The sequence below is a fragment of the Aquibacillus albus genome, from assembly GCF_016908325.1.
Classification (GTDB): domain Bacteria; phylum Bacillota; class Bacilli; order Bacillales; family Amphibacillaceae; genus Aquibacillus_A; species Aquibacillus_A albus.
Genome location: NZ_JAFBDR010000002.1, coordinates 273,384 through 291,486, shown reverse-complemented (window position 1 = coordinate 291,486; position 18,103 = coordinate 273,384). Strand labels below are relative to the sequence as shown.

The following is an 18,103-nucleotide window of genomic DNA, read 5'->3' as shown; positions in this document are numbered from 1 at the left end:
CGTATGTGTGGAATTGGGGGACTAATTTATAAAAGTTCAGTTCACGAAAAAAAAACAGGAGAAATTGTCATTAAAATGCTGGAGAGTTTGAGCAGAAGAGGGCCTGATTCAACAGGGATAGCTCTTTTACATCCTAAAGAAGAAAACCATTTATATTTGGATGTGAACTACGATAAAGAAGGAAACGGAGAAAAGGTTTTGCATTTATTAACGGAGTTTTCCACTGTATTACGTTCTTCCGACCACGGTAATTATGTAAGAGCGGTAATAAAAAATGTGGAAGACGAAACATTGTTAATCCATGCAATTAATAATATCGATAAAGATGTTTCCGTCGCAAGTTATGGTGAACAGTTAGAGGTATTGAAATTTTTAGGCGGAGCCGAAAACTTAGAATCGCAATTTAACATTTCAGATTACAATGGTCGGGTTGCGATCGGACATACAAGAATGGCAACGGAAAGTAAAGTAGATATTTCTCATTCGCAGCCGCTAAGCTGCCATACGGGGAAGGATTTAACGATTATTCATAATGGTCATATCACCAATTATATTAAGCTTCGCAGTAAGTATGAAAAGAAAGGATACAAGTTTATTACTGGGAATGATTCAGAGGTTATTGCTGTTTACTTAGTTGATCAGATGAAGGCTGGTTTGGATTTAAAGGAAGCAATGGAGCTGTCCCTACAGGAGTTAGGTGGATCTTTTAGTTATATTGCGATTACACCAGAAAAGGTAGGGTTAGCAAAAGAACCATTTGGAATGAAGCCGATGGTCATTGCGGAAACCGATGATTTCGTAGCTTTCGCTTCTGAAAGTATGGCCATAACCAATGGGTTTGGAAAAAATTTAAATGTATTTGAGCCAGGGTCAGAGGAGGTCATGATATGGAATCTGTAAAAGACCAATTGGTGATTAATAGTAACGAAACATCTCAGGAAAAACTAAATGAACTGATTGTAGATGCGGCAAAAAAAGGCATCAAAGAAGTGGTCATTAAGCATCCACAGGCACGTCACAATCTTGGTGTCGGGATTACTGATCCTATTCATCTCGTGTATGAAGGAGATGTAGGGTATTACGCTTGTAGTATGTCTGACCATATTTCTGCGGAAGTTCACGGAAATGCAGGATGGGCGATTGGAGAGAATCTGATGAGCGGCGAGATTGTCGTAGAAGGAAATGCAGCATCATCGACCGCTGCTTCGATGCGGGGAGGCACCGTTGTTGTAAAGGGAAGCTCTGGAGCCCGAACCGGAATTGGATTAAAGGGTGGTACGCTGATTATCGGTGGAAATGTTGGCTATATGACTGGCTTTATGATGCAAAAAGGCAAGATGATTATTTGTGGGAATGCCGGTAAAGCATTGGGGGACTCCATGTATGCAGGGACAATTTACATTGCTGGAGACATTGCTGAGCTAGGAAATGGAGCAGAGATTGTTGATCTTCCTAAGGCAGAGTATGAGGAAATAAAGCATACACTCGAAAGCTATGGAATGAAAGCACCAGCTAGCTTTAAAAAAATTGTCTGCAATGGATTGCTTCATAACTTTAATAAAAAGGAGTTCGGTGTATGGAAAACAGTACTATAAGAAAAAGCAAAGTATGGAGTCCAGAAAAGATTGATGAAATTCAAGAAAAAGCGGAACTTGGTAGATATCGCATTCGAGGTCAAGCGACGAAAAGGCAAGACTTACCCTCGTTTGATGATTTAGTATTTACACCTGCAGGATTGTCGCGTGTCGCGTTGGAAGGGTATCGGGAAAAGTGTGATACAAGAGTAGTAATCGGGGAGGGACGAGTAAAGCGACCACTCGTGTTAGAAACACCTATCATGGTTGCAGGAATGAGCTTTGGTGCGATTAATTCTAATGCTAAAAAAGCATTAGGAATCGCAGCCACCCGCTGTGGAATCAGTACATGTACCGGTGACGGTGGGATGCATCCGGTTGAAAGAGAAGCTTCGGAAAAATTAGTCTATCAGCTGCTTCCTAGTAGGTACGGCTTAAACCCATATGATTTAAAACGTGCCGATGCGGTGGAAATCGTCGTGAGCCAAGGAGCAAAGCCAGGGACAGGTGGAACGTTACTAGGGCAAAAAGTATCAGAAGAAGTGGCGAACATGCGTGATTTACCACTTGGTGTCGATCAACGTAGTCCATGTCGTCATCCGGATTGGATGGGACCAGATGATCTAGGGGTGAAGATCGATCAAATTCGAATTGCAACGAATTACGAGGTTCCTATATTCATTAAAATTGGTGCAGGCCGAGTCTATGATGATACGAAACTAGCTGCAAAGGCTGGTGCCGACGCGATTGTCATTGACGGAATGGAAGGTGGTACTGCTGCCTCTCCGGAAATCCAGTTAGATCACACAGGAATTCCTACGATAGCAGCAGTAGTCGAAGCAGCGGAAGCTTTACATGAAATAGGCATGAAGGATGAAATTAAGCTAATCATTGGTGGAGGAATAAGCAATGGAGCAGATGCAGCGAAGGCTATTGCTCTAGGGGCGGATGTTGTTTATATCGGAACGGCGATGCTTGTTGCCTTAAATTGTAATAAGTCTATCTATGTGGAGGATTATAAAGCACTTGGAACAGAGCCTTCCGCTTGTCACCATTGTCATACGGGTAAATGTCCAGTTGGAATCGCTACACAAGACCCGGCATTGATGGCTCGTCTTGATCCTGATGAGGCAGCTGATCGAGTAGAAAACTATATGAACTCGCTAACAATGGAAATGCAGATTTTTGCCCGTTCTTGTGGGAAAAGTAGAGTAGTAGATTTAGATCCAACTGATTTACGTTCGTTGACATGGAATACATCCATGATTACTGGTGTTCCAATTGTAGGGATGGGAACCACTCGTAATCCATATTGGGCAGACTATCATCATGCAACAGGACAACATGAGTTTGTAGCAAAGTGAGGAGAAGCAGTTAAAGCACATTGCCTTTAGAGGAGTCATGTGCTTAAAATCACGATTCAAGGTGAATCGAGCCATTTTAAATAAAGGAAGGGGAATGTTAAACATTGATTGGAGTAGCGACGAATAATACGGTGTTGTTTGAGGATATTCAAAAAAAGATGGAAGATGAAAGTGTCCAGTTTTTGTTAGCTTCTTTTTCAGACCTTAACGGTACATCTAGAGCGAAGCTGGTTCCGTCCAAACGGTTATCAGCCGTCTGTGAGAGTGGAGCTGGGTTTGCTGGCTTTGCTGTAGGGGATCTGGGGCATGGACCAGCAGATCCGGATATTTTATGTATTCCCGACTTACGCTCCTTAACGATTTTACCGTGGCAGAAAGATTTGGCATGGTTTGCTGGTACCTTAACAGAGGATGGAACCCCTTGGTCTTATTGTACAAGAACGATTTTATTAAATGTGATGGAAAGAGCGAAAAAGCTAGGTTATGAAATGAAAACGGGGTTAGAACCGGAATTCTTTTTATTAAATGAAGATGAACAAGGTGGAATTTCACCTTCTGATCCTTATGATGTAGCAAAGAAGCCTTGTTATAATCAACAAGCATTGATGAGAAACTATGATTTCTTGAGTAGACTAATCCATTATATGGATGAATTAGACTGGGGAGTTTCCCAGGCTGACCATGAGGATGCAAATGGACAATTTGAGGTGAATTTTAACTTTTCCGATGTTCTTACTTCTGCAGATCGCTTAACGTTTTTTAAATATATGGTACGGAACATGGCGGAGGAACGTAATTTAGTTGCTACCTTTATGCCAAAGCCATTTTCTCATTTAACTGGTAATGGATGTCATATGCATTTAAGCCTTTGGAATGGAGATAAGAACCTGTTTGAATCTGATCATGATCCGAGAGGTAATGAACTATCAGAAACTGCCTATCATTTTATAGGTGGTGTGTTAAAACATGCGCGTGCTCTTTCAGCCATCGTTTGTCCAACAGTCAACTCTTATAAACGTCTAACGGCTTTGTCCACAAGCTCAGGGGCAACATGGGCGCCAAATTTTATCTCTTATGGTGGTAATAACCGTACGAAGCTTATTCGAATCCCTGAATCCGGAAGAATTGAATTCCGTGCGATGGATAGTAATGCCAATCCTTACTTAGCAGCAGCAGCCATATTATCGGCAGGGCTGGATGGTATTGAAAATAAGATCGATCCAGATCAATTCATTTCAGATAATTCCAAATTAATGAATCACTTAGGTGAAAAAGTCGATAAACTACCTTCTACTCTACAAGAAGCTATTTTGGAATTAGAGCAAGATACCGTTTTAATCGATGCATTGGGTGCAGGATTCATGGAAACATACTTGAAGAGAAAGAAAGAGGAATGGGCGGAATACCATGATTTTATTAGTTCATGGGAAATCAAAAAATACCTGAAGGAAACGAACTAAAGATGGCAAAAGTGATGAGGCTGGGGGATGAAGGTTTTGGAGAAAAAATATGATGTCATCGTTTTAGGAGGCGGCTCCATGGGTACTGCTGCCGCTTATTACTTAGCAAAGGAAAATAAGAAGGTAATGGTGATCGATCAATTTTCGATACCTAATCATTACGGTAGCCATCATGGTCATACAAGGATGCTTCGTTTAGGCAATGGAAATGGTGGAAAATATGTACCTTTTGGAAAAGAGTCCCTCCGTTTGTGGAAGGAATTAGAAGAAATCTCAGGGAAAACGTTATTTAATCAATTAGGTGCTCTAACTGTTGGTCACCGGCAATCAACGTTTGTCAAGGAAGCTATTAAAAGCTCTATTAACCATGATGTTGTATATGAGGAAATGGATGCAAAAATGATTATGGACCGGTGGCCGGGAATTAAAATACCGGATGATTATTACGGCTGCTTTGATCCGGAATCGGGATTTCTCTTTAGTGAGGAATGTATTCAAACCTATAAGGAAGAGGCAATGAAGCTAGGAGCGGACGTGATTGAAAATCAACCGGTTGTAGATTTAGAAATGAACGATGACCAAATCATTTTATTTACAGCTAATGGACAATACACTGCTTCCAAGCTTGTAGTTACAGCTGGTGCTTGGCTTCCTAAGCTTCTTCCATCGATGAGTATACCTATTAAGCCATTAAGAAAAACGATTGGCTGGTTTAAACCAACCGTTGAAAAATTATATAGTGAAGATTTCCCTTGCTTTATCTTTGATACGAATACGATTGGTCATTATTACGGCTTCCCGGATTTTGATGGAGGTGGAGTTAAATTAGGAAGAATGGATCTAGGCTATGATTGTGATCCTGATACATTAAACCGTGATTTTGGTGCTTATGAAGACGATGAATATGATATTCGCAATTTTTTAGAGCATTTTCTTCCGGGAGCTTCCGGTGAATTGCTGAAAGGTGCAACAAGCATGTTTTCGATGACTCCTGATGCGGATTTTATTGTTGATGTTCATCCGGAATATGAAAATGTATGTGTAGCAGGTGGATTTTCCGGACATGGCTTTAAATTTGCTAGTGTAATTGGGAAAATTCTAACAGACCTTTCTATCCGTGGTGAAACAGAGTATGATATATCATTTCTTCGGTTAAATCGTTTTTCAGAATTAGAGAGAGTTAAATAAATTTTTCGTATAGTAGGAGCCTTCCCGTACTACAGGGAGGCTCCTTTATTATGCTTAGGAAATGATAAAATGGCTGGATTGTAGGTAAGCGATGTCCAGCTCCAGCGCACAAGGGGATATTAAAACAACAATCGATCGGAAGCTTTGTTAGAAAATATAAAAATAATGAAAAAACCTTGTCAGATCATATAACGATTTCTCAATTATTCAGAATATTTGGTATTTTTTTAGGGGAAATCATGGCATGATTACCATATAAACAGAATAAAGGAAGGAGATATTTTCCTTCCTTAAAATGCAAAGGGTTGTTTTTAAACAATCATCTATTGTTTCCTTCCATCGTATAAAAATTTATTAAAAGGAGTGTTTTTAATGAGTGAAAAAGTATTGGATTATGACTATTTAAGTGTTAAGCCAGGTGTTCAATTAATTAAAAAAGGTACGTATCAAATGGTAGAACTGGATGAAAGGTTAGGGATTCCTGGTTTGAAAAGCCAGATTATTGATGTTCCAGTTACCGACAAAAAGGATGCCTATCAAATGGGGTATTTTTCCATGCAACCTGGGGAAGGATTTGAATTTACTTACACCTACCTTGAAATAAAGGTTATCGTCAGCGGTAAAATAATTGTTCGTGATGACCAAGGGATAAAATATGTTTCGGAACCTGGCGATGTATTTGTATTTACTCCAGAAACAACGGTTTATTTTGATGGTGAAAGTGATGGTTCTGCAGTATATACGGGACACCGTTTGCCTGAAGCGAGTTTTATGTAATCAACCAAACATCGGCTCAATATATCGTAGGACTGTTTGAGTCGATCTTTTGAACATGTATGACTATATGATACAAGGTTAAAAGAATCTATTCATTATGTTAAAGGAGGAAAGCTTCATGTCTATGTTAAATGAGGATGTCAAAAAAAATTATGTACAACACTTATCCACCGAGCCTCTTGTTAAACGATTTCCTTTTCCTTTCCACGAAGATTCCTATCGATATTCCAATAATTCCAGACAGCTTGAATCGGGTTTATGCTTAGATATTACGCCTGAATACAAGGGGGAGGTTGAGGAAAAAAGAGCTTTGTTAGAAAAGTTTCCGATGAAGTGTTATCAGTCATTTTCCCATACGATCGAAGCACAGTGGGAAGTACTAGACATGTTAATCCATGAAATGGTTGAGATTTATCCAGATTATTTTACGCTTAAAAAACAAGGCGATGTATGGATCTTTACTAACTATCTCCTTAACGAGCAGGATACCTTCACTTTTGGTCAATTAAATACGTTACCTTGTGAACCACTTGATTTTATCGGTCGTCATATGCAAGAAGACCTTGTTATTGTATCCGAGAGAGATCAGGATTTATATATGGATGCAGGTCAATTATGCTTTCCTGCCAATTGGTCTTTAGTTTTTGATTTGGGAATGACCTTTACAGAATGGCATTCACCGGTTCCAGTTTTCTCAGATAAGCTTGCAGCGAAGGTCCGTGACTTTTTAATGAGAATGGAAGCTGGCAAGCCGTGGACCAGGTACAACTGGACATTGACGGTGGAACATATTTTACCTACTTTTGCCGAAGACTTTGATCAATGGGCACCCAAAAAAGAAAAGATAACGAAAGAAAACATAGGGGATCTTGTGCATCTTCGGGTGGAAGATCAAAGGTTATTTCGTTTGCCAAAGTCAAATAGTATTCTATTTAGTATTCATACCCATTTAATCAACTTGAATGAACTATCTGAAAATCGTGAATGGCTAAATCGTTTTAGTAAGATTATTGATGACCTTCCTGAGTACATAGCAGAATACAAAGGTTTTTCTGAATATAAGCTGCTATTGTCAGCATGGTTAAAAGAAACTTTATATGTGAAAAAGCTATAAAGGAAGTGAATGCTATGACTTTTAAAGAACAAGTAATCGAGTCCATTGAGATTCCGGAAAATGCTCAAAAAATAGTGTTGTTTTTAGATCAGCAGGGGTTAAACGAGATACAACCTCAATGGAAGCAATTCGCTCGATTAAACAACCGAATAGAAGCTTATCTATTGATGAATGAAAAAAACCCCTTATTTATGAAAGAAAAAATAGATCAGCTAGTGCCAATAGAATTTTCGTTTGCAAAAGTAATAACAGAAGAAACGGTACAGGAAGTCCTCTCTAACCAAACCATAGGTACTTATCTATTGTTGGGGTGTGATTCTGAACTTGTAAGGACGATAAAAAGACAAGCGATAGAAATTGGATTTTCCGAACAGGAAATGCGATTGCTGCAAGTTGGAGAGAAAAAAGAAAAGCTTTTTTGTGTAAAGTGCTATCACTACAATAACTTAACCGATGAACATACAGTCGTGTGCAATCATTGTCAGACAAAGCTCGATGTCTCGGAGCATTATTCAAGAGTGAAAGAAGCTTATTTAGGCTATATTGCCATATAGACGAAAGGGAGTTGGATTACATTGCAGACGAAATTTTTACAAGTAATTGTAGAAAAAGTAAAAATAGAAACATCTTCCGTCAAAAGCTTTACATTAGTTCCCCCTCGTGGAGAAAGGTTACCTGGATTCAGTGCTGGTTCACATGTCACTACTTATATAGAAAATAACGGAAAAAAATTAGAGCGTCATTATTCATTAGCGAGTAACCCTGAGATTCCAAATGAATACGTGATTGGCATTAGAAAAAGTGAATCTTCGAGAGGAGGTTCTGAAGCATGGCACGAGTGCATTAAAGAAGGGGACCGTCTATTTATTAGCAATCCAAAAAATCACTTCCCACTTAGCTTTCGGGCAAGAAAACACGTGTTTTTTGCAGCGGGGATTGGAATCACTCCATTTATTGCTATGATGTTTGACTTGAAAAAAAGAGGGATTGAATTTGAGCTTCACTATGCAGCAAGGTCAAAGGAGCTTTGTCCCTTCTTTCCACTAATCAATGAGCATTTTCCAGAACATAGTCATTTTTATTTCTCCGAGTTAAACAATCGCATGTTACCAGATTTAATGAAGGAACAGCCGATCGGAACGCACGTTTACTTTTGTGGCCCTGAGTTAATGGTAAAGCAGTTTTCACAGCGTGCACATGCTTATGGTTATCCAAAGGCAAATGTTCATTTTGAATTGTTTTCTCCTCCTGATATGGGTCCAAAAACTCCTTTTCATGTAAAGCTATCGAAAAGCAAGAAAGAGTTCTATGTTTCAGAGACGGAAAACTTATTAGATGTTCTTTTAGATGGAGGGGTTGATGCGTCTTACTCCTGTCGTGTTGGTGGGTGCGGAAGTTGTCAACTAAATGTGAAAGAAGGGGTGGTTGATCATAGAGACCAATTTTTATCGGATGAAGAAAAGAAAACCTTACAAGTGATTTTGCCTTGTGTGTCGAGGGCCAAATCTAAAACACTAGTTCTTGACATATAGTCGATAAGAAGCATGGGGGCGATCCTCTTGCTTCTTTTTAAAGGGCAAATGCCACTATGATTCTTCTGATATTTTTCATAAAAATTTAAAAAACCTTGGTAGAAGTTCTTACATTTCTCGCTATTTAGGAAGATTTCGTTGTTAAATGGGATTAAACATGTCAACATAATGTTAGTTTCATTCACATCAAGGAGGGGTTGGTAATGGAAATCACTCCGGTGACGAGTGTTGGGATTGATATTGGTACGAGTACAACGAAGATGATTGTCAGTCATTTATTGATTAACAGTACATCTAATCCTTTTTCCATTCCAACATTTGAAATTTCTGATCGAATTATTTTATTTCAAAGTGATATTATATCAACTCCACTTCTTTCGAAAGACGAAATCGACGTAGAACGTATAGCAGCATGGCTTAAAAAACAGTATGTGTTAGCAGGGATCCGTGTTCCTGACATTAAATCCGGGGCCGTTATTATAACAGGTGAAACAGCTAACAAAAGAAATGCGGAGAAAATGATTCATTTTCTTGCAGAGCGCGCAGGTGATTTTGTTGTAGCAATCGCTGGTGCCAACTTAGAAGCAGTTTTGGCAGGAAAAGGATCAGGTGCATTTCAGTATTCCATCGACAATGTACTTACCGTGGTCAACATTGACATAGGTGGGGGAACTGCAAATGCTGTTTATATGAGGCAAGGAGAAGTAGTTGCTTCCGTTACTTTTCTTGTTGGTGGCAGATTAATAGAAATGAATGAAGAAGGTAAAATACTTCATGTTTCAGACGCCATCACGCCTTGGTTAGAAAAAAATAACTACCGGCTTCAAAAAGGAGAAAAAGTATCCTTTGTTTTGTTACAAACCATCATCCAACATTTATGTGAGAACATGGTTACTATTCTAATGCGTGGGTCCTTTAAGAAGGATGATCCACTGATTCATAGCTATACAACAACTACATTACCTTCCGTGGATGCGATTTTTATTTCTGGCGGTATTGGTGCGTTACGCTTTTACCCAGAACCACAATCTATATCGGATATAGCAGTATATCAAGACGTAGGACCTCTCATCACGTGTGAACTTCAAAAAACAATCAATAATTATCAAATAAAACAAGTACCTGCGGAGCAAACTTCGCGCGCAACGGTTATAGGGGCTGGCATGCAAAGTACTGAAATAAGCGGCTCAACGATTTATGCTGACCGGGGTAGGTTACCTATTCGAAACATTCCAGTATTAACATGCGAGATTGCAGAAGATACGTTGCAAAAGGAGAAGACTCTACATAACACCATATACTCCGTTCTATTAAAGGGTAAAGAGATGTATCCGGACTTTTTAAAAGCACCCTTTGCTATTCATATTCTAGGGAATGTGAAAACTTCTTATTTACTTATAAAACAACTAGCCATTACCCTTAATCAGGTTTATCAAGCGTTATTTCCTAAGTCAGACTTGATGATCATCGTGTGTGAACAAGATATGGCCAAAGCACTTGGTCAGGCGATAAAGGTATTAGCAGGGGGTCGTTTTGATCTTATCTGTATCGATCAAGTTCAAGTGAAGCATGGTGATTTTCTAGACATTGGAGAAATGATACATCAGTCGACTGTTCCAGTAGTTGTTAAGACGTTAGCCTTTTCTTAATCTAATCCGTTTGTTTCTATCTATTAATTTTTTCACAATTTATCGTTGAATAGAAATGGTTTCAAACTTTATATTCTCATAGATGGCTAGATGAGGTATGGATGAATTGAACTCAATGGAATTCGAAGGGGAGATTCAGTGATCAAAAAGATTAGGTTATTAAACGATACGTATCTATTTAAAGATTTAAAAGAAATAATGGCTAAAGCGAATGAAGAGAAATCTGGTGATCAATTGGCAGGGATTGCGGCTTGTGATGCAAAAGAACGTTTGGCAGCGAAACATGTACTTGCAGATCTCACTTTGGCGGATATTCGAAATCATCCACTTATTCCTCCAGAAAATGATGAAGTATCCAGGTTAATCGAAGAGCAAGTTGATGAACGCGTATATGAGTTTATTTCTAATTGGACAGTAGCTGAGTTAAGAGAATTTCTTCTATCTGAAATGGCAAGACCACCGGATATAGAAAGACTTCGGCTCGGATTAACTAGTGAGATGGTAGCGGCAGTGACCAAAATTATGACCAATATGGATTTAATACAAGCAGCTTCCAAAATAAGTGTGGAAACAACATGTAACCACACCATTGGTCAAAAAGGCTGTTTAGCTGGTCGAGCACAACCAAATCACCCGTCTGATCATATTATGGGAATTCGTGCATCATTATACGAAGCATTAGCTTACGGGGTTGGTGATGCGGTGATTGGGATTAATCCAGTCATTGATACCGCTGAAAGTGTGAAGAGCATTTTAACGATGACGAAAGAGGTTATCGATAGCTGGGCTATTCCTACGCAAAACTGCGTACTTGCACATGTTACTACGCAAATGCGTGCCATTAAAGATGGTGCTCCAGCTGATCTCATCTTTCAAAGTCTTGGTGGTACTGAATTAGCTAATCAATCCTTTGGCATTGATATAAAACTGCTAGATGAAGCGGACGAATTAATCCATACAGAAGGTACCGCACAAGGGCCGAACCGATGGTATTTTGAAACAGGTCAAGGGTCCGAGCTTTCATCCGATGCGCATCACCTAGTAGATCAAGTTACACTTGAATCCCGTTGTTATGGGTTAGCTAAACGCTACAAACCGTTTATTGTAAATACGGTTGTCGGGTTTATTGGTCCAGAGTATTTATATGATAGTAAACAAGTTATTCGGGCTGGATTAGAGGATCATTTTATGGGTAAATTACAAGGTCTTCCGATGGGGGTGGATGTTTGTTATACAAATCATATGAAAGCAGATCAGAACGATATGGAAAACCTGGCTATTTTACTTGGTTCAGCTGGCGTCAATTTTTTAATCGGTGTACCGATGGCGGATGATTGCATGCTCAATTATCAGTCGACAAGTTTTCATGACATCGCCAGTGTCCGTGACATACTTGGACTAAGGCCGACCCCAGCCTTTGAAGCATGGTTAGAGAAGAATGGGTTAATGGAGAACGGGAAACTAACGAAATATGCTGGAGATCCATCTTTCTTCCATCAGAAAACAACGCTACAAGCATAGGAAGACGAAGATGTGAACTTACCATAAGGATCAAGGTGATGCTATGTTTGAAAAGGAACCGCTGAAAGCTCCAAACATGTTTGGAACAAAAAATAAAAGAACGCTAATTGACGGAGTGAATAAAGCTGGCATAGAGGAAATGCTGCGTACAACTCCTGCAAGGATTGCGGTTGGGCGTACAGGAACACGTCCAAAAACGAAAGCAATATTACAATTTCAACTCGATCACGCTGCAGCAATTGATGCGGTTAGTGGGGAGGTCGACGTTAGTTACTTAGAAGAATTTGATTTATTTTCTGTAGATACATGCTTTGAAACAAAAGAAGAGTACTTAAAGCGCCCAGACAAAGGAAGAAAACTAACAGACGAGGCGGTTAAAACAATTAAAGCAAGATGTGAATATAGACCACAGGTGCAAATTGTTGTATCTGATGGCCTTAGTGCAAGTGCCATTGACACGAATTTGGAAAATGTGTTACCGGCTTTATATGATTCATTAAAGGTGAACAATTTATCGGCAGGGACTCCCTTTTTTGTGAAAGGTGGCAGGGTTGCATGCATGGATCATATTGGGGAAGTATTACAACCGGAAGTGCTTGTTTTATTGATTGGAGAACGTCCCGGTTTAGTATCTGCGAATTCGATGAGCGCTTATATATGTTACCGGCCAAGGTTTGGCGTGCAGGAGTCCAATCGCAATGTCATTTCGAATATCCATCCTGGCGGTACACCTGCTGTTGAGGCAGGCGCTCATATCGGTACGCTTTTGAAAAAAATGATAAAGCAAAAGACGAGTGGTGTAGCACTTGCATTCTAAAAAAGAACCAACCATTAGGGGGAGTTGTCATATGAAGCACATAAACATGACAAAGGATATGGTAATCGATAAATCCATACGCTGGTGGAACCCGCATAAAACAGAAAACTGGCAGGAGCTAGGCGTTGATTTAGTGATGGATAAACGCGAAGGTTATTACTTTTATGATATGGATGGCAAGCAATTGATGAATTTACATTTAAATGGTGGAACCTATAACCTAGGGCATCGAAACCCTGAAATAATTGCTTCTTTAAAGGAAGGGCTACAAAGCTATGATATTGGAAATCACCATTTTCCATCAGTCATGCGTGCGGAATTAGCAGAAAAGTTAGCAAAAGCTTGTCCTGGTGAATTGAAGTATTCGATTTTTTCAAGTGGTGGGGGAGAAGCGATCGATGTAGCGATAAAATGCGCCAAATATGCGACAAAAAGGAGAAAGGTTGTATCGATTGAACATTGCTATCACGGTCATACTGGGATAGCTGTTGCATTAGGTGACCACCGTTTTTCCGAGCCTTTTCTGAGTAGAGGGGATCCAAACGTATATATTCATGTTCCTTTTAACGACATAAATGCCATGGAAAAAGCTTTAGCAGGTAATGATATTGCTTGTGTCATTATCGAAACAATTCCAGCTACTTATGGATTTCCAATGCCCGATGTTACTTATTTGAAGCAAGTGAAGGCATTATGTGAGCAATATGACACCCTATTCATTGCAGATGAAGTACAAACTGGTCTAATGCGAACAGGCAGCATGTGGGCGATCACGAAATATGGGGTTGAACCACATATATTAGTAACCGCAAAAGGACTAAGTGGTGGTATTTATCCAATCGCAGCAACGGTAGTAAATGAAAAAGCAGGACAGTGGCTGCTGGAAGACGGTAAGGCACATATGTCAACCTTTGGGGGTTCAGAGCTTGGTTGCTTGGTCGCGTTAAAAGTATTAGAAATAACAGCGCGAGAAGATGTGCAGGAAAATGTAGCATTTATATCCGATTATTTGGCGAAAGGACTTGAAGCCATTAGACAAAAGCTGCCGGACTTTTTCGTCGGGGTTCGTCAAAATGGTTTGGTAATGGGATTGGAGTTTGACCATCCTGAGGGAGCGAAATATGTGATGAAATGCTTATATGATCATGGGGTATGGGCTATTTATTCCATGCTTGATCCAAGTGTCTTACAATTTAAACCGGGTCTATTATGTGATGTTGCTTTTTGTGATGAATTGTTAGCTCGCCTTGAAAAAGGCATAGAGCAAGCATTTGCGCATGTAAAAGCAGATCAATCCGTCGGTTAGTTTCCACTTAATAAAGAATGGAAAGGAGATATGGTAATGGAAGGTGTCCAGAGTCAAGTCGAAGTGGCCAATAAAGTGGCTGAACGAGCGCTTGCATGTTATGACTTTTCTGATTCAGCAACGTTACACCTGTTAAATTACTCGGAAAATACAACCTATTTAGTGAACGATTCACAAAAACAAGAAAAAGCTATTTTACGGATTAATCGAGTTGGGTATCACCATAAACAAGCGCTTGAGGATGAGCTCGTTTGGTTGCATGCAATTAAACAAGATACATCGATTGAGGTTCCAGCTCCAATTAAGGGGAAAAATGGCTCGTATATTCAAACATTTTTAGATGAAGAACAGGGACAACAACAGCATTTTGTAATGTTTGAATTTTTACAAGGAGAAGAGCCGGACGAATCAGATGTAAGTAATCTAATCTTCTATTTTAAAAAGCTGGGAGAGATTACCGCACTCTTGCACAAGCATAGTCAAACATGGACTCCATCATCGCGTTTAGAAAGACCAGTATTAGATTTTGATGCGCTTATAGGTAAGCGTCCAAGGTGGGGGAGATGGCAGGATGGTTACGGTATTACTCCTCAGCTCAACCAATTATTTGAATCTGTTTCTGATCAGATAGAGACAGCTGTTATGGAATTTGGTAAAGGACCTAGCCGTTTCGGGTTAATCCATGCTGACTTGAGGCTTGCGAATTTATTAGCAATAGATGACAAGATTCAAGTAATCGATTTTGATGATTGTGGCTATAGTTGGTATTTATATGACTTGGCAGCAGCATTAAGCTTTATCGAGGATAAGTCTTATGCACCAGCATTAGTTCGATCTTGGCTTCGAGGATATCGAGGTGTCCGACCATTATCTATAAAAGAAGAGGAAATGATTCCTACGTTTATTATGCTGCGAAGGTTACAGCTGATTGCTTGGATTCGTAGTCATTTTGACCTTGAAACGGCAGAAAAAAATTGGCCTCATTTTACAGCTAATACCGAGGAACTAGCGCGAAACTATTTAGCTCGTAATCAACTATATAAGATTCAATAGTTCTGTCTATTACCTGATCCTTATTTTGTCACTGGTTTAATAGAATAGTTGTCCAGATCAGATAATGAGGAAATTTGTTCTACTATTTATAGTAAATGATTCACTAGAGGAGGGGATTAATCATTGAATTTTGAAGGGAAGTCAGTCGTCGTTACAGGAGGTAGCAAAGGAATTGGGAAGGGAATCGCATCTGTGTTTGCTAAGCTTGGTGCAGATGTTGCAGTTGTTGCCAGAAATCAGGATACAGCAGCGTCTGCGGTCTCGGAAATAAAAAGGAATGGGTATCGAGCCGAAGCGTTTCAGGCAGATGTTACAGATCGATCCTCCTTAGAAAGGATGACTGCTCAAGTAGCAGAAGCCTACGGTGGAATAGATATTCTTTGTGCGAATGCAGGTATTTTTCCTAATGTGGGATTAGAAGAAATGACAACCGAGGATTGGGATCTTGTGTTAAATACGAATGCGAAAGGGGCGCTATTCTCTTTGCAAGCTTGTTTACCTTATCTAAAGGAAGCGAAAGGTGGGCGTGTCGTCCTAACATCCTCTATTACTGGTCCTATAACTGGTTATTCTGGTTGGTCACATTACGGTGCTAGTAAGTCGGCCCAATTAGGGTTTATGAAGAGTGCTGCATTAGAGCTTGCGAAGTATCAGATAACCGTTAATGCGGTGCTCCCGGGTAATGTGATGACGGAAGGATTACAGGATATGGGCGAAACTTATTTGGAAAATATGACGAAAGCAATTCCTTTAGCGCGATTAGGGGATGTTGAGGATATAGGTTATACTGCGGCATTTTTAGCATCTCAACAAGCTGGCTATATAACAGGGCAAACAATTACCGTGGACGGTGGACAGACAGTACCGGAAGATTTGGATTCCTTTTAACGAGGGGGTGTGAAAATTTGCGGTAAAAATACGCGGAAAGTTATTTGAATATTAAAAATAATCAAATACTTTCTAGTGCATAATTAAAGGAGGTGTTGTCCGGAGAAGTAGTCACATAAGTGCTCCCTGTTACGTGTTGCAGAAGATTTGGGTTGAATAAAGGAAATAAATAAATAAAAGGTTGGTGAAAAAATGACAGAAGAAGCTTTTAATATGCTAGGTAATGTTAACATGGAAATTTATTATTGGTGGAGTATTGCATTAATGTTTGCTATTCATGCAGGATTTTTGTCATTAGAGGTCGGTGTATCTCGCGTAAAAAATGTCTTGGCATCATCAGTCAAAAACTTTATGGCGCTGGCAATTGTTATACCAACCTTCTATTTAGTTGGTTGGTGGATCTACAACGCATTTCCAGATGGATTCATTCCGAGATTTGATGAGGCATCATTAGCCGCCTTACCATGGTCGGAAAATATGGGACCAAATGTTGCTGATAATGCGACAGGTGTATTTTGGGGAGCTTTTGCCTTGTTTTCCGCAACAACAGCTTCTATCTTATCGGGAACTGTAATTGAGCGAATTAGGCTAAGTGCTTTTGTTATATTAGCTGGTATTCTTGGTTCGGTTATCTGGATTCTAGGCGGAGCCTGGGGATGGCATCCAGAGGGATGGTTGTTAACAGAATTAGGTTATCATGATGTCGGTGCATCAGGCGTTGTGCATACGATTGCTGGATTTTTTGCATTAGGTGTTCTGTTTAACTTAGGTTCTCGAATTGGTAAGTATAAAAAGGATGGTACACCAAATCCGATTTTACCACATAACTTACCATCTGCCTTTTTAGGAATGATGCTAATTTTCGTCGGATTCTTCGGGTTTCTTGCTGGATGTTTAATTTTTATTGTCGGTGGTCAGTGGGAAACTATTTACGGTACGCCAGCCACACTTTCTTCGTTCGCCTTTAATGGATTAATGGGCTTTTCAGGTGGGATCATTGGTGCTTATCTCAGCTCGAAGGGTGAACCATTCTGGACGATATCTGGCGGTTTAGCAGGATTTATATCGGTAGGTGCCGGTTTAGACCTCTATTATCCGGGTCTTGCTCTAGTTATCGGTGCAATCGGTGGCTTTGTTGCTTACCTTTTAGGTTCTTTGTTGGAGAGAAAAGGTGTCGATGATCCTGTTGGTGCCATCTCTGTACATGGATTTATCGGGTTTTGGGGAGTACTTGCCGTAGGGATATTTGCTTCTGGTTATCCAAATGTGGCAGGTCCAGAAATTTCGCTTTTCGGCCAAGCGCTGGGAGCAATTGTCATGGCTGCTTTAGGTTTTATTCCAGGATACGGGATCTCATTTATTATGAAGAAGCTGAATGCCTTACGCATTCCGCCGGAAGTTGAAATTGTTGGTCTTGATGTTTCAGAAATACCTGCCTCAGCTTTTCCTGAAGGGATACCAGCTACGGCAGGAAAGATTACTCCAATCTTGGAAAAGAAAAAGGTATCTGGTGAAGAATAATTTGCGTTTTTAAAACGTTGATGAATACAAAAATTGAAAGGAGAGGTTTTAGTGAAAACTAGTCCAATTACGTCGTGGGAAGGTGCAGAAGCTTATTTTACATTCGGTCCAGCATCCATGGGGGTTTTTCTATCACTGATCATCGGTGTGGTTATTTTAGCAGGATTGCTTGTTCGAATGGTAAGGCATGAAAATGAAAGTTTTGAGCGAGCGATACATTTATATTCTGAATATGTAACGGAAGGTAAATCTGTGCATGAGAAAGACGAGGAAGCACCAGCAGTTGCAAGTGGTGTAGCAATTCAATAGAAGATCTAATATAAAAAAGAGGCTGAGCGT

The 18,103-nt window shown here is 39.8% G+C and carries 17 protein-coding genes; all 17 read left to right on the top strand.

Features of this window, described 5'->3' with window-relative positions:
• Positions 1-3 precede the first annotated feature (3 nt).
• The 17 genes from JOC48_RS03300 (at position 4) to JOC48_RS03220 (ending at position 18,073) form a co-directional block, all read left to right on the top strand.
• Positions 4-900 carry a class II glutamine amidotransferase domain-containing protein gene (locus tag JOC48_RS03300; protein WP_204497619.1) on the top strand — a complete coding sequence of 299 codons (897 nt, stop codon included), beginning with the start codon at positions 4-6 and terminating at the stop codon, positions 898-900.
• A complete protein-coding gene (locus JOC48_RS03295; protein ID WP_204497618.1) occupies positions 888-1,595 on the top strand; it encodes a GltB/FmdC/FwdC-like GXGXG domain-containing protein in 708 nt (235 codons plus the stop codon). The genes JOC48_RS03300 and JOC48_RS03295 overlap by 13 nt, the downstream gene beginning before the upstream one ends.
• On the top strand, positions 1,577-2,938 hold the full coding sequence (locus JOC48_RS03290) for an FMN-binding glutamate synthase family protein (RefSeq protein WP_204497617.1): 1,362 nt from the start codon (positions 1,577-1,579) through the stop codon (positions 2,936-2,938). Before JOC48_RS03295 ends, JOC48_RS03290 begins: the two co-directional genes overlap by 19 nt.
• Positions 2,939-3,042: 104 nt before the next feature.
• Positions 3,043-4,398: a type III glutamate--ammonia ligase gene (glnT, locus tag JOC48_RS03285; RefSeq protein ID WP_204497616.1), complete on the top strand. Its 1,356-nt coding sequence runs from the start codon at positions 3,043-3,045 to the stop codon at positions 4,396-4,398.
• A 27-nt stretch (positions 4,399-4,425) separates the two neighbouring features.
• Positions 4,426-5,586 (top strand): N-methyl-L-tryptophan oxidase, encoded by a 1,161-nt coding sequence (gene solA / locus JOC48_RS03280; RefSeq protein ID WP_204497615.1) that lies wholly within the window; start codon positions 4,426-4,428, stop codon positions 5,584-5,586.
• Between the two features lie 372 nt (positions 5,587-5,958).
• A complete protein-coding gene (locus tag JOC48_RS03275; RefSeq protein WP_204497614.1) occupies positions 5,959-6,363 on the top strand; it encodes a cupin domain-containing protein in 405 nt (134 codons plus the stop codon).
• Between the two features lie 118 nt (positions 6,364-6,481).
• On the top strand, positions 6,482-7,477 hold the full coding sequence (locus tag JOC48_RS03270) for a heme-dependent oxidative N-demethylase family protein (RefSeq protein ID WP_239584155.1): 996 nt from the start codon (positions 6,482-6,484) through the stop codon (positions 7,475-7,477).
• 14 nt (positions 7,478-7,491) lie between these two features.
• On the top strand, positions 7,492-8,031 hold the full coding sequence (locus tag JOC48_RS03265) for a dimethylamine monooxygenase subunit DmmA family protein (protein WP_204497613.1): 540 nt from the start codon (positions 7,492-7,494) through the stop codon (positions 8,029-8,031).
• A gap of 21 nt (positions 8,032-8,052) precedes the next feature.
• Positions 8,053-9,009, top strand: coding sequence for a PDR/VanB family oxidoreductase (locus JOC48_RS03260; RefSeq protein ID WP_204497612.1), 957 nt, complete (start codon positions 8,053-8,055; stop codon positions 9,007-9,009).
• Between the two features lie 203 nt (positions 9,010-9,212).
• On the top strand, positions 9,213-10,658 hold the full coding sequence (locus JOC48_RS03255; protein ID WP_204497611.1) for an ethanolamine ammonia-lyase reactivating factor EutA: 1,446 nt from the start codon (positions 9,213-9,215) through the stop codon (positions 10,656-10,658).
• A 138-nt stretch (positions 10,659-10,796) separates the two neighbouring features.
• Complete coding sequence (locus tag JOC48_RS03250; RefSeq protein WP_204497610.1) at positions 10,797-12,179, top strand: ethanolamine ammonia-lyase subunit EutB; 1,383 nt, start codon at positions 10,797-10,799, stop codon at positions 12,177-12,179.
• 76 nt (positions 12,180-12,255) lie between these two features.
• Positions 12,256-12,996, top strand: a complete 741-nt coding sequence (gene eutC / locus JOC48_RS03245) for an ethanolamine ammonia-lyase subunit EutC (protein ID WP_239584167.1) — start codon at positions 12,256-12,258, stop codon at positions 12,994-12,996.
• Positions 12,997-13,027: 31 nt separating this feature from the next.
• A complete protein-coding gene (locus tag JOC48_RS03240; protein ID WP_239584154.1) occupies positions 13,028-14,302 on the top strand; it encodes a class-III pyridoxal-phosphate-dependent aminotransferase in 1,275 nt (424 codons plus the stop codon).
• Between the two features lie 36 nt (positions 14,303-14,338).
• Entirely contained in the window at positions 14,339-15,355 is a 1,017-nt protein-coding gene (locus JOC48_RS03235; protein WP_204497608.1) for a phosphotransferase enzyme family protein, read from the top strand.
• A 123-nt stretch (positions 15,356-15,478) separates the two neighbouring features.
• The gene (gene fabG / locus JOC48_RS03230) at positions 15,479-16,243 is read left to right on the top strand and encodes a 3-oxoacyl-ACP reductase FabG (RefSeq protein ID WP_204497607.1); all 765 of its coding nucleotides are present in this window, start codon (positions 15,479-15,481) and stop codon (positions 16,241-16,243) included.
• Positions 16,244-16,435: 192 nt separating this feature from the next.
• Positions 16,436-17,764 (top strand): ammonium transporter, encoded by a 1,329-nt coding sequence (locus tag JOC48_RS03225; protein WP_204497606.1) that lies wholly within the window; start codon positions 16,436-16,438, stop codon positions 17,762-17,764.
• 51 nt (positions 17,765-17,815) lie between these two features.
• Positions 17,816-18,073, top strand: coding sequence for a hypothetical protein (locus JOC48_RS03220; RefSeq protein ID WP_204497605.1), 258 nt, complete (start codon positions 17,816-17,818; stop codon positions 18,071-18,073).
• The last annotated feature ends 30 nt before the right edge of the window (positions 18,074-18,103 follow it).

Bases quoted from the DNA above. Each gene is read 5' to 3' on its own strand.
- JOC48_RS03300 (WP_204497619.1), top strand. From the start codon at position 4: ATGTGTGGAATTGGGGGACTAATTTATAAAAGTTCAGTTCACGAAAAA.
- JOC48_RS03295 (WP_204497618.1), top strand. From the start codon at position 888: ATGGAATCTGTAAAAGACCAATTGGTGATTAATAGTAACGAAACATCT.
- JOC48_RS03290 (WP_204497617.1), top strand. From the start codon at position 1,577: ATGGAAAACAGTACTATAAGAAAAAGCAAAGTATGGAGTCCAGAAAAG.
- solA (WP_204497615.1), top strand. From the start codon at position 4,426: ATGAAGGTTTTGGAGAAAAAATATGATGTCATCGTTTTAGGAGGCGGC.
- JOC48_RS03275 (WP_204497614.1), top strand. From the start codon at position 5,959: ATGAGTGAAAAAGTATTGGATTATGACTATTTAAGTGTTAAGCCAGGT.
- JOC48_RS03270 (WP_239584155.1), top strand. From the start codon at position 6,482: ATGTCTATGTTAAATGAGGATGTCAAAAAAAATTATGTACAACACTTA.
- JOC48_RS03265 (WP_204497613.1), top strand. From the start codon at position 7,492: ATGACTTTTAAAGAACAAGTAATCGAGTCCATTGAGATTCCGGAAAAT.
- JOC48_RS03255 (WP_204497611.1), top strand. From the start codon at position 9,213: ATGGAAATCACTCCGGTGACGAGTGTTGGGATTGATATTGGTACGAGT.
- eutC (WP_239584167.1), top strand. From the start codon at position 12,256: ATGTTTGGAACAAAAAATAAAAGAACGCTAATTGACGGAGTGAATAAA.
- JOC48_RS03240 (WP_239584154.1), top strand. From the start codon at position 13,028: ATGAAGCACATAAACATGACAAAGGATATGGTAATCGATAAATCCATA.
- JOC48_RS03235 (WP_204497608.1), top strand. From the start codon at position 14,339: ATGGAAGGTGTCCAGAGTCAAGTCGAAGTGGCCAATAAAGTGGCTGAA.
- JOC48_RS03225 (WP_204497606.1), top strand. From the start codon at position 16,436: ATGACAGAAGAAGCTTTTAATATGCTAGGTAATGTTAACATGGAAATT.